Source organism: Salipiger abyssi (assembly GCF_017311415.1).
Lineage (GTDB): Bacteria > Pseudomonadota > Alphaproteobacteria > Rhodobacterales > Rhodobacteraceae > Salipiger > Salipiger abyssi_A.
In genome coordinates, this window is the sequence record NZ_JAEKIS010000001.1 from 26,776 (window position 1) to 38,826 (window position 12,051).

Consider the following 12,051-nt stretch of genomic DNA (forward strand, 5'->3'; position numbering starts at 1 on the left):
TGGCAGGATAAAAGGGCGCACGGTGCGCGGCGGTTGGGCGGTTGTTTTTGTTCTTGTTTTTGCCGCGTTTCGCACCGTGTGATGCGTGTTCGCACCGTGCGCTATCCGCCTAACGCTCTGATATTTATAGATGTTTCGCACTGCGCGGGGATTTCTCATGCCCGATGATCGTGAGTTCCGCATCCGTCCGGGACGTATCCGTTCGACACGGGCGCAGCAGGCCCGTCCCTTTGTCGCACAGGCCCTGGCCGCGGCGAAAAGGGCCGGTGGTGGCGTCTCGCGGGCAGGGCGCGTCACCCCGGGCAATCGGTCCCGCTTCGGGCGCGGTCAGCGTGCCAGCATTCAGGCCAATCGCCTCATCACCGCCCGCACGCGCGGCGCGGTGATTAAGGCGCGTGTGGTGCGGCACAGCGGGACGCACGCGCCTCTCGGAGCCCACCTCGATTACCTGCGCCGGGATGGCGTGACCCGGGACGGGGAGAAGGCCAGGCTCTTCGGGCCGGGAACGGAGGATGGCGATGGCCGGGCCTTTGCCGAACGGTGTCGCGATGACCGTCATCATTTCCGATTCATCGTCTCGCCCGACGACGCGCCGGACATGTCCGACCTGCAATCCTTCACCCGCGATCTCGTCGGACGGATGGAGCAGGATCTCGGCACACCTCTTGACTGGGTCGGCGTCGATCACTGGAACACCGCGCATCCGCACGTTCACCTGATCGTTCGGGGTGTGCGCGACGACGGCCAGGATCTCGTGATCTCGCGGGACTACATCAAGGAGGGGATGCGGGACAGGGCACGGGATCTCGTCACCCAGGAACTGGGCCCGCGCAGTGATCTCGACATCCGCCGGACGCTTGAACGTCAGATCGGGGCCGAGCGCTGGACGCAGCTCGATCGTCAGTTGCTGCGGGATGCGGGGCGTTCGCGCATCCTCGACATGGCGCCGGATGCGGATCGCCAGCCGGACGCGCTTCACACACTGAAGGTCGGGCGTCTGCGCCGGCTGGAAATGCTCGGTGTCGCCGACCAGATCGGACAGTCGCAATGGCACATCAGGGATGATGCAGAGGCAGTCCTGCGGGAGATGGGGGAGCGTGGCGACACAATCAAGCGGATGCATCGCGCTCTGATGGATCGGGGGATCGAGCGCGGGTCCTCGAGTTACGTCCTTGCCGCGGAGAGCCTCGATGTTCCCGTCATCGGTCGTCTGGTCCAGCGCGGTCTGGACGACGAACTGAAGGGGACAGCCTATGCCGTCGTCGATGGCGTCGATGGCCGGAGCCACCACATCCGTCTGCCCCATCTCGACGCCGCCGGCGACAGCGCCGCCGGCTCGATCGTGGAGCTCCGCTCCTACGACGATGCACGCGGCCAGCGACGCGTCGCACTGGCGGTGCGGTCCGACCTGGACCTTGCCGCGCAGGTCTCCGCGTCGGGGGCCACCTGGCTCGACCGGCAGGCCATCGCGCGCGACCCGCTCGCTTTGTCGGACCGGGGCTTCGGTGCCGAGGTCCGGGAGGCCCTGGAAGCCCGGGCCGATCATCTGATCTCGGAGGGGCTCGCCGAGCGGCAGGGCGGCAGGGTGGTCTTGGCCCGGCGCCTGCTCGGAACCTTGCGCGACCGGGAGTTGCGGGCGGTTGGCACGCAGCTCTCGGCGGAAACCGGGTTGCCATTCAACAAGGCGGATCTGGGTGACTACGTCAGCGGCCTCTATCGCCAGCGTCTCGCGCTGGCCTCGGGGCGATTTGCGATGATTGAAGGCTACGGTGCCGACGGCGCTCTCGGCTTCCAACTCGTGCCCTGGTCCCCCTCCCTCGAGAAGCATCTCGGCCGGGATGTCACCGGCGTCGCGCGCGGGGACGGCGGGGTCGATTGGGACTTCGGTCGCAAGCGCGGCCTCGGCCTCTGATCAAACACAGGAAAGGAGCGACAGTCATGTCCGCGACCAAGATTCTTTGGGGGCAGATCTCCATCGTCTTCCTCATCATTCTGGCCACCACCTGGGGAGCGACGCAATACGTGGCTGCAAGCCTTGGCTATCAGGCACAGCTGGGCCCGCCCTGGTTCGTGCTGTTCGGGACGCCCGTCTACTATCCTCCCGCTATCTTCTGGTGGTGGTACTTCTACGAGGCTTACGCGCCGCCGGTCTTCGCAACAGGCGGGATCATCGCTGCCTCTGGGGGCTTCATCGCGATCGGTGTGGCCATCGCCATGTCGGTCTGGCGTGCCCGCGAGGCCCGCAACGTTGCGACCTATGGATCAGCCCGATGGGCTGAGAGGGGCGAGGTGAAGGCGGCCGGTTTGTTTGACCCGGATGGCGTGGTCCTCGGTCGCTATGAGCGGGAATATCTGCGCCACGATGGGCCGGAGCATGTGCTCTGCTTCGCGCCGACGCGATCCGGCAAAGGGGTAGGGCTCGTCGTACCCTCTCTTCTCACCTGGCCCGGCTCGGCCATCGTTCATGACATCAAGGGCGAGAACTGGCAGTTGACCGCCGGGTTCCGCGCCCGGCACGGTCGGGTCTTGCTCTTCGATCCGACCAATCCGAACTCTTCGGCCTACAACCCCCTGCTGGAAGTGCGCCGGGGGGAGTGGGAGGTTCGCGATGTCCAGAACATCGCCGACGTCCTCGTCGACCCCGAGGGGAGCCTGGAGCGGCGGAATCACTGGGAGAAGACCAGCCACAGCCTGCTCGTCGGGGCGATCCTGCACGTCCTCTATGCCGAGAAGGACAAGACGCTGGCCGGTGTCGCTAACTTCCTGTCCGACCCGCGGCGTCCCGTGGAGGCCACACTCCGCGCGATGATGCGGACGTCACATCTGGGCGGGGCGGGGCCGCATCCCGTGGTCGCCAGTGCCGCCCGCGAATTGCTCAACAAATCCGAGAATGAACGCTCGGGTGTGCTGTCGACGGCGATGTCTTTCCTTGGCCTCTATCGCGACCCTGTCGTCGGCCAGGTCACGCGCCGCTGCGACTGGCGGATCGGCGACATTGTCGGGGGAGCGCGACCTGTCACGCTGTATCTCGTGGTGCCGCCATCTGACATCAATCGCACCAAGCCGCTCATCCGCCTGATCCTCAACCAGGTCGGCCGACGCCTGACCGAAGACCTGCAGGGCAAGGATGACCGGCATCGGCTGCTTCTGATGCTCGATGAGTTCCCAGCTCTTGGCCGGCTCGACTTCTTCGAGAGCGCGCTGGCCTTCATGGCGGGCTACGGGCTGAAGAGCTTCCTTATCGCCCAGTCGCTGAACCAGATCGAGAAGGCTTACGGCCCGAATAATTCGATCCTCGACAATTGCCACGTCCGGGTGAGCTTCGCGACCAATGATGAGCGCACGGCCAAGCGGGTGTCCGACGCTCTCGGCACCGCTACCGAGATGAAGGCGATGAAGAACTATGCCGGTCACCGTCTGGCGCCCTGGCTCAGCCATCTCATGGTGTCCCGATCGGAAACTGCGCGGGCCTTGCTCACGCCCGGAGAAATAATGCAGCTTCCGCCATCCGATGAGATCGTGATGGTGGCCGGCACACCGCCGATCCGGGCGACGAAAGCACGGTATTACGAAGATGCGCGGTTCACCGAGCGGGTCTTGCCGCCACCCGACCTGGTGGATGTCGGCGCGTCCGGGAAGGATGACTGGAGCTGTCTGGCAGTCCCAAAGCAGAACGACGAGCTCGAGCCAGTCTCCGAGACGGGACCTGAGAGTGAGGATCCGACAGTGTCGGAGCGCCGTCTTCAGCCGGAGTTGGCGCAGCCTCAGCCGGTCGACAGGCAGACGCCTCTCGAGAACGAGTTTGAATTCGACCCACCCGAGGATGAAGAGGATGGCGCCATTCGCAATCGACGCATCATGCAGCAGATGCGCGGTGTCGCGCGGCAGGTCTCCCTCAATCCCGATGACGGCATGGAGCTTTGATCATGACTACCAGTCGCAAGAAGACGAAGATCTCGGTCTACCTCGATCCCGAGGTCATGCAGATGCTGGCGGAGTTTGCCGCCCGGCGCGACCGATCCCAATCGATGGTGGCCGAGGCCGCGATCGCATCCTTCCTCTCCCCGGATGACGCGGAGCGCCGCGAGGCGGTTCTGGCCAGGCGCCTGGATCAGATCGACAGGCGCATTACCCGGCTGGAACGCGATGTCGGGATCTCCGTCGAAAGCCTGGCGGTGTTCATCCGTTTCTGGCTTGCGACAACACCCGCTCTGCCGGAACCGGCAGCCAAGGCGGCACGGGCAAAAGCAGGGGAGCGATACGAGGCGTTTGTCTCGGCTCTCGGTCGTCGCTTGGCGCAGGGGCCGAAGCTGCGGCAGGAGGTGTCGGAAGATGTGGATGGGGGCAGATCGTGAAAAGGGTGCGATGACGGGGCGTAGAGTGCTGGCGCCGCAATCGGGGGTAGGCGCACTCACTCTCATTGGTTCGAACGGCCCTTTCCTACGTCCGCCCTATCGTAACCCGCCGTGGCGCAGCTTCCCATGACCGGCCAAGGGTCACTGCCTCAGCCACCTCGCTGCTCAGATCGAGCTTGGTGTCGTGAGGGTCAGGCGTTACTTCGGCCAAAAGAGGTGCCAAGGTCGGCAACCCGTCCGCGTTGCAAAACAGGACTTCGACCGAGAGGTCGCAGAAGCTCAGATTCGCATCACGGTTATGAACGGCTACACCGCGCTCGGCATACCCATTACTGAAGCCGTGGGATAAGTCTGTCCGGGGAAAGGGGGGCTCTGACCATCAGCCGATTTGTGCAACAGATTCTTTGTGTAGCCCGCATCGAAGACCTCCTTTCTTCTAGTGAGACGAAGACTCCCTTCCCAAAGAGAATTCGAAAAGCAGTAGAGCGAATTCAAGGGATTGCACGCTGAAAACGGGATGCCATATCAACGCTGAGTTCGAGAACGGCTATAGGGTTTCGGAAGTTTTATGCGCCATCAGCCTACTGCAGCGGCGGGTCCCGTCGCCTTCAGAACGACGATCTATCAGGTTGCGCCACTGCTGGTCGCGGTGACCGTGCTTTTCCTTGGCCACGGGCTGCAGGGTACACTTCTTGGGGTGCGCGGAGGTCTCGAAGGGATGAGCGCGGGCAGCATTGGCCTCGTTATGTCCGCATATTTTCTGGGCTTTATAGTTGGGTCGTTCTGGTCGGTACACTTGATCGAGACCGTTGGTCACATCCGCACCTTCGCGGCGCTTGCCTCTGTGACCTCGGCGGTTGCACTGGCCTATGCGCTCGAAATCAGCGTCATCTGGTGGCTCATTCTACGGATCATCAACGGTTTTTGTTTCGCGGGCATGATCCTCGTTGTCGAAAGCTGGCTGAACGCCGGCACGGAGTCGCGCTGGCGCGGTCGGGTCCTGGCGATCTACGGCACGATCACACTCGCGGCTTGGGCTGCCAGCCAACCGATGCTGTCGCTCGCCGATCCAGGCGGGTTCGTTCTGTTTTGCGTCATTTCCATTCTTGTTTCGCTATCGCTGGTTCCAGTGACTCTATCACGCACCGGCGTGTCCAACGGCATCGGCGCTGACCGATTATCAGCACGCGAATTGTTCGCCATCTCACCCATCGGTCTGATTGGTACATTCCTGATCGGCATTTGGGGCAGCGCCTTCTGGGGCATGGGGCCGACATTCGGACAGATGATCGACATGTCCACTGAGGAAATTGCCGCGTTCATGGCCGCCGTGATGATCGGAGCGGCAATCGGTCAGTGGCCTATCGGTTGGTTATCTGACCTAATGGACAGACGGATCGTCTTGGCAGGTGGAACGTCAGTCGCAGCAACTAGCGCCATCGGAGTTTTCGTGGCCGAGGCGCACAACATCCTTTTTCTTTGTGCGGTGCTCTATGGCGCGACCAGCATTACCATGTACTCGATCTGCATCGCCCATGTGAATGACCGGGTGTCTCAGACGAAACTACTTGCGGCTGCGAGCGGGCTGCTGATCAGCTACGGCGCGGGATCGACTTTCGGTCCTATCCTTGCCGGTAGTTTGATGGATCTCTTCGGTGCCGACGCGTTGTTCATTGGCTCCGCGACGGTGCAAGCGATCTTTGCCATATTCGTCTGTTGGCGCATCCGAGTCGAGGCGGCGGTGCCGAAAGCCGAGAAAGAAGGCTTCGTGGCCATGCCGTCCGCTGCAACCAGTCACGTTGGGGTCGAGTTGAATCGACACACATCTTCGCGAGAGTAGTAACATCTGGTGCAACCGATCGATTTAGCTTGCAGCTGCCCGCAAGTGTCCGGCGGGGACGTTGCGATGCGAGTATCCTCGCCGACCTGCTTGAAGGAGCGCACATCACAAAAACCACGGAAACTTACGGGTAATTGCAAGCCGGCGTGGACTGCGGTTTAGACCGCCCGCCGAAGTTCAGACGCCTTCCAATCCAAGGCAGCAGATCCGGCACCCGAGAAGCTGTCGTGCCTGGCAGCCGGGCAAGGGCATCGCCGAGCCAGGCCTGTGGATCGGCATCGTTCATCTTCGCGGTTGTAGAACGTCATCCATTTCCGGATCCGCCGCATCAGGCTGAGGTGCTGTTCGGTCTCTCCCTTGCCCGCATGCAACTCTCCCGAAACGCCTTGCGTCGTCTCGGCACCTTCCTCCTGGAGTGGATCTGTGGATCAGTCCGCCGTTTTCCTGTCTTTACACGCCACGCTACTTCGCCCCTCAGAAACCTGTTGAGCCATAGGCATCTACGGCTTTCTTAATCGACCCCGATCCAGGGCGGCCTGTTGGAGGCGCCCGTGAGGGAACGGGGCCGGCATGGCGAAGACCGATCAGAGACCAGAAGTGATCCGGAGAGGCGCGCGGATGCTGCGCACCGCGCTCGGGCCGGCGATCGCCGGGTTTCTGGACGATCCCATGACCGTCGAGGTGATGCTCAACCCCGATGGGCGGCTCTGGATCGACCGACTTTCCGAGGGGCTGGCCGACAGCGGCAAGACGCTCAGCGCAGCCGACGGTGAGCGCATCGTACGACTGGTCGCGCACCATGTCGGCGTCGAAGTTCATAACCTGTCCCCTCGCGTTTCCGCAGAACTGCCGGAAACCGGTGAGCGTTTCGAGGGGCTGCTTCCGCCCGTGGTCGCCGCTCCGGCTTTCGCCATCCGCAAGCCTGCTGTCGCCGTGTTCAGCCTCGAGGATTACGTCGCCGCCGGGATCATGACCTTGATGCAGGCCGAGGCGTTGCGGCAAGCGGTCGCGACCCGTGCCAATATCCTGGTGGCGGGGGGTACATCGACAGGCAAGACCACGCTGACCAATGCGCTGCTCGCCGAGGTGGCCAAGACCTCCGATCGGGTCGTGATCATCGAAGACACCCGAGAGCTGCAATGCGCCGCGCCGAACCTCGTGGCGATGCGCACCAAGGACGGAGTGGCAAACCTGTCCGATCTGGTGCGCTCCTCGCTGCGTCTGCGCCCCGATCGTATTCCGATCGGTGAGGTGCGTGGCGCCGAAGCGCTGGACCTGCTCAAAGCCTGGGGCACCGGACATCCGGGTGGGATCGGTACCATCCATGCCGGTTCCGGGATCGGCGCGCTGCGCCGTCTCGAGCAGCTCATCCAGGAAGCTGTCGTTACCGTGCCCCGCGCCATGATCGCGGAGACCATCGATCTCGTAGCCGTCCTGGCCGGCCGGGGTTCCGCACGGCGTCTGGCCGAACTCGCCTGTGTCGAGGGCCTGGGGCCGGACGGCGACTACCGGATTTCACCTGTCATTTCAGAACCCACCACTCACGAACAAGGAGATCCCGAATGATCCGTCACGCCCTGCGCATCCGCCAGCACATCGCCACCGCGGCCACCGCCACCTATGTCAGCCTGTTCATCGCCCCGGTCGCTCATGCCTCCGGGTCCTCCATGCCCTGGGAAGCGCCGCTGCAATCCATCCTCGACTCCGTCGAGGGGCCGGTGGCCAAGATCGTGGCGGTGATCATCATCATCGTCACCGGTCTGACACTGGCCTTCGGCGATACCGGCGGCGGGTTCCGGCGGCTGATCCAGATCGTCTTCGGCATCTCCATCGCCTTCGCGGCCTCATCCTTCTTCCTGTCGTTCTTCAGCTTCGGCGGCGGGGCGCTGATTTGATGGTGACGACCGTTGGCCCGCAGGGACACGAAAGGCTCCGGGGGAGCGTTTCGAGGGAGGAACGCCATGAGCGGTAGCGAATGGCAAAGTTTCGAGGCCCTCGACGCGGTGCCGGGGTTCAGCGTGCCGGTTCACCGCGCGCTGACCGAGCCGATCCTGCTCGGCGGCGCACCACGCTCGGTCGCCATTCTGAATGGCACGCTGGCCGGCGCGGTCGGCCTCGGACTTCAGCTCTGGCTGGTCGGGATCCTGATCTGGGCAGTTGGCCACATCGCCGCCGGCTGGGCGGCCAGGCGCGATCCGTTCTTCGTCGAGGTCGCGCGCCGCCATTTGCGCATCCCGGCATTTCTCTCGGTGTGAACTCCCATGATGAATCTCGCAGAATACTGTCGCATCGCCTCGCGCCTCGCCGACTACCTGCCCTGGGTGGCGCTGGTCGAGGAGGGCGTGGTCCTCAACAAGGACGGCTCGTTCCAGAGAACGGCGAAGTTTCGGGGGCCCGATCTGGACAGCGCCGTCGCGGCCGAACTGGTCGCGGTCGCCGGACGGCTGAACAACGCCTTCCGCCGCCTCGGTTCCGGGTGGGCGATCTTCGTGGAAGCACAGCGCTCTGAGGCCGCGACCTATCCGGTGAGCATCTTTCCGGATGCGGCATCGGCGCTGGTCGATGCCGAGCGCAAGGCCGAATTTGAGGAGGAGGGGAGCCATTTCGTATCCGGCTATTTCCTGACGCTCCTCTGGCTTCCGCCTGCCGAGGACGCGGCGCGTTCGGAGTCCTGGCTCTACGAGGGCCGCGAGACCTCAGGTGTGAACCCCTGGGAACAGGTGCGCGGTTTCATCGACCGCACCGATCGCGTGCTGGCGCTGCTCGACGGCTTCATGCCGGACTGCCACTGGCTCGATGACGCGGCTACGCTGACCTACCTGCATTCGACGATTTCGACCAACCGGCACCGCGTGCGCGTGCCCGAGGTGCCGGTCTATCTCGACGCGCTCTTGCCCGACCAGCCGCTGGCCGGCGGCCTGGAGCCGCGCCTGGGCAATCAGCATCTCCGCGTCCTGACGATCACCGGCTTTCCCGGCGCCACGACCCCGGGCCTGCTCGACGAGCTGAACCGGCTGGCCTTTCCCTATCGCTGGTCGACCCGGGCCATCCTCATGGACAAGCTGGATGCGACAAAGCTGCTGACCCGGATACGCCGTCAGTGGTTTGCCAAACGCAAGAGCATCGCCGCGATCCTCAAGGAGGTGATGACCAACGAGCAATCCGCGCTGGTCGACACCGATGCCGCGAACAAGGCGGTCGATGCGGACATGGCCTTGCAGGAACTGGGTGCGGATGTGGCCGGCATGGCCTATGTCACTGCGACGATCACGGTCTGGGACGAGGACGTTCGCCGCGCCGACGAGAAGCTGCGGCTGGTCGAGAAGATCGTCCAGTCCCGCGATTTCAGCGTCATGGTCGAGACGGTCAACGCCGTCGATGCCTGGCTCGGCAGCTTGCCCGGACACGCCTATGCCAATGTCCGGCAGCCACCGATCAGCACATTGAATCTCGCCCATATGATCCCGCTCTCGGCGGTCTGGGCGGGCGAGGCGCAGGACGAGTATTTCGGCGACGCTCCGTTGCTCTACGCCAGGACCGAAGGCTCCACCCCGTTCCGGTTTTCTCTCCATGTCGGCGATGTCGGACACACGCTCGTTGTCGGTCCGACCGGCGCGGGCAAATCCGTGTTGCTGGCGCTGATGGCGCTTCAGTTCCGGCGGTACTCGCGCAGCCAGGTCTTCGCCTTCGACTTCGGTGGCTCGATCCGTGCCGCCTCGCTCGCCATGGGCGGCGACTGGCATGACCTCGGCGGAGAGCTGACCGAGGCGGACGAGAGCTCCGTCTCGCTGCAACCGCTGGCCCGTATTCACGAGACGTCGGAACGTGCCTGGGCGGCCGACTGGATCGCTGCCATCCTGACGCGCGAGAACATCCAGATCACCCCGGATGTGAAGGAACATATCTGGACGGCACTGACCTCGCTGGCCTCGGCCCCTGTGGGCGAGCGGACCATAACCGGCCTCGCGGTCCTGCTGCAGTCCAACGACCTGAAGCAGGCGCTCCGCGCATACTGCGTGGGTGGACCCTATGGCCGGCTGCTCGATGCCGAGACCGAACAGCTGGGTTCGGCGGATGTGCAGGCCTTCGAGATCGAGGGGCTGGTGGGAACCGGCGCGGCGCCCGCCGTCCTCTCTTACCTGTTCCACCGGATCGGTGACCGGCTCGACGGACGACCCACGCTGCTCATCATCGACGAGGGCTGGCTTGCGCTCGATGACGATGCCTTCGCGGAGCAGCTCCGCGAGTGGCTGAAGACGCTGAGGAAGAAGAACGCCTCGGTGATCTTCGCGACGCAGAGCCTCAGCGACATCGATGGCAGTACCATCGCGCCGTCGATCATCGAAAGCTGCCCGACGCGGCTCCTGCTGCCGAACGAGCGGGCCATCGAGCCTCAAATCACCGCGATCTATCGCCGCTTCGGCCTTAATGACCGGCAGATCGAGATCCTCGCGCGAGCCACGCCCAAGCGCGACTACTACTGTCAGTCGCGGCGCGGCAACCGGCTGTTCGAGCTGGGTCTCAGCGATGTCGGACTGGCCCTTTGCGCGGCGTCGTCCAAATCGGATCAGGCGCTGATTGCCGAAATCTGCGCCGGGCACGGTCAAGACGGCTTCCTCACCGCCTGGCTGAAGGCGCATGGCCTCGATTGGGCCGCCGACTTGATCCCCGAGCTCACCAATATCGCCCTCGACGCGGACGGGGCCTCTCCGGCCAGCATCGCTGTTGAGGACGCCGAACCTGTCCTGAAAGAAGAGGAGATCACATCATGACTCGCAAGATTACGCCCCGGTTCGCCGGCCCGTCGCTGCTCGCCCTCGCGCTCGCCATGCCCATGGCCATGTCGCCCATCGTAGCGCCGCCGGCGCACGCGCTCTTCGGCATCGGCGGCGGTCCGTTCATCGTCTACGACCCGACCAACCACGCGGAAAATCTCCTGACGGCAGCGCGCGCTCTGGAGCAGATCAACAACCAGATCGCACAGCTCCAGAACGAAGCGCAGATGCTGATCAACCAGGCGCGCAATCTCGCCAACCTGCCGTATTCCGCGCTCCAGCAGATCCAGCAGAATGTCCGCCGCACGCAGCAACTCCTGGCCCAGGCGCAGAACATCGCCTTCGACGTGCAGAGCATCGACCAGATGTTCCAGCAGGACTATGGCAACCTTTCCCTGACGGCGACCGACCAGCAGCTGATCGCCGAGGCCCGGTCCCGTTGGGAGAACACCGTCGGTGGCCTGCAGGATGCTATGCGCGTGCAGGCCGGTGTCGTCGGCAATATCGACGCCAACCGCGCCGAGATGTCCGCGCTTGTGGGGCAGAGCCAGAACGCGGTCGGTGCTCTGCAGGCCACACAGGCGGGCAACCAGCTCCTCGCACTGCAATCGCAGCAGCTCTCGGATCTGATCGCAGTGATCTCGGCAAACGGGCGCGCCAACGCGCTGACCGAGGCCGAGCGCGCCACCGCTGCAGAACAGGGCCGCATCCAGCGCGAGCGCTTCTTGACGCCGGGCGCGGGCTACCAGCCCGGCAACGCGCAAATGTTTAACTGAGGCCGGGAGGGGAGACGATGGAGGGGAAGGTGCTGGCCCGGATCGTGGCCATCGTGTTTGTGGCGATCGCTATCACCGCCACAGTGATCGAGGTCACGCGGGAGGAGGGGGCCGCGCCGGCCAGCACCGCGCCCGCGCTCCAGCCGCCAGCCGATCCTCTCCGCGCGACACTACGCAGGTGCCAACAGTTCGGCGAGGCTGCCGCCAGCAATGAGGTTTGCCTCGCCGCATGGGCAGAGAACCGCGACCGGTTCCTCGGTCGGACGCCTGCACCCGAAGCGCCGCAGCGTCCGGGAGATCAGTGA

Annotated in this window: 10 protein-coding genes and 2 pseudogenes; 11 read left to right on the forward strand and 1 reads right to left on the reverse strand. The window is 64.2% G+C overall.

Annotated elements, in window-relative coordinates:
- Positions 1 to 157: 157 nt before the first annotated feature.
- From I6N89_RS00155 to I6N89_RS00175, 5 genes and pseudogenes are all read left to right on the forward strand, one after another.
- Positions 158 to 1,912: a relaxase/mobilization nuclease domain-containing protein gene (locus tag I6N89_RS00155; RefSeq protein ID WP_207016264.1), complete on the forward strand. Its 1,755-nt coding sequence runs from the start codon at positions 158 to 160 to the stop codon at positions 1,910 to 1,912.
- A gap of 26 nt (positions 1,913 to 1,938) precedes the next feature.
- A complete protein-coding gene (locus I6N89_RS00160; protein WP_207016266.1) occupies positions 1,939 to 3,924 on the forward strand; it encodes a conjugal transfer protein TraG in 1,986 nt (661 codons plus the stop codon).
- Positions 3,925 to 3,926: 2 nt separating this feature from the next.
- Positions 3,927 to 4,355 (forward strand): CopG family transcriptional regulator, encoded by a 429-nt coding sequence (locus I6N89_RS00165; RefSeq protein WP_076623817.1) that lies wholly within the window; start codon positions 3,927 to 3,929, stop codon positions 4,353 to 4,355.
- 238 nt (positions 4,356 to 4,593) lie between these two features.
- Positions 4,594 to 4,704, forward strand: a pseudogene (locus I6N89_RS00170) (IS5/IS1182 family transposase); the annotation flags it as partial.
- Positions 4,705 to 4,923: 219 nt separating this feature from the next.
- Positions 4,924 to 6,195 carry an MFS transporter gene (locus I6N89_RS00175; RefSeq protein WP_076623818.1) on the forward strand — a complete coding sequence of 424 codons (1,272 nt, stop codon included), beginning with the start codon at positions 4,924 to 4,926 and terminating at the stop codon, positions 6,193 to 6,195.
- Positions 6,196 to 6,353: 158 nt separating this feature from the next.
- Here the strand turns inward: I6N89_RS00175 and I6N89_RS00180 are convergent.
- A pseudogene (locus I6N89_RS00180) lies at positions 6,354 to 6,490 on the reverse strand (transposase domain-containing protein); the annotation flags it as partial.
- 275 nt (positions 6,491 to 6,765) lie between these two features.
- On the opposite strand from I6N89_RS00180, the gene trbB reads away from it, so the two are divergent.
- From trbB to trbK-alt, 6 genes are all read left to right on the forward strand, one after another.
- On the forward strand, positions 6,766 to 7,761 hold the full coding sequence (gene trbB, locus I6N89_RS00185; protein ID WP_093412742.1) for a P-type conjugative transfer ATPase TrbB: 996 nt from the start codon (positions 6,766 to 6,768) through the stop codon (positions 7,759 to 7,761).
- Complete coding sequence (locus I6N89_RS00190) at positions 7,758 to 8,090, forward strand: TrbC/VirB2 family protein (RefSeq protein ID WP_064790337.1); 333 nt, start codon at positions 7,758 to 7,760, stop codon at positions 8,088 to 8,090. Before trbB ends, I6N89_RS00190 begins: the two co-directional genes overlap by 4 nt.
- Positions 8,091 to 8,156: 66 nt before the next feature.
- Entirely contained in the window at positions 8,157 to 8,450 is a 294-nt protein-coding gene (locus tag I6N89_RS00195; RefSeq protein WP_093412743.1) for a VirB3 family type IV secretion system protein, read from the forward strand.
- Positions 8,451 to 8,456: 6 nt separating this feature from the next.
- The gene (gene trbE, locus I6N89_RS00200; RefSeq protein ID WP_207016268.1) at positions 8,457 to 10,967 is read left to right on the forward strand and encodes a conjugal transfer protein TrbE; all 2,511 of its coding nucleotides are present in this window, start codon (positions 8,457 to 8,459) and stop codon (positions 10,965 to 10,967) included.
- On the forward strand, positions 10,964 to 11,746 hold the full coding sequence (gene trbJ, locus I6N89_RS00205) for a P-type conjugative transfer protein TrbJ (RefSeq protein WP_207016270.1): 783 nt from the start codon (positions 10,964 to 10,966) through the stop codon (positions 11,744 to 11,746). Before trbE ends, trbJ begins: the two co-directional genes overlap by 4 nt.
- Before the next feature lie 17 nt (positions 11,747 to 11,763).
- A complete protein-coding gene (gene trbK-alt / locus I6N89_RS00210) occupies positions 11,764 to 12,051 on the forward strand; it encodes a putative entry exclusion protein TrbK-alt (RefSeq protein ID WP_093412390.1) in 288 nt (95 codons plus the stop codon).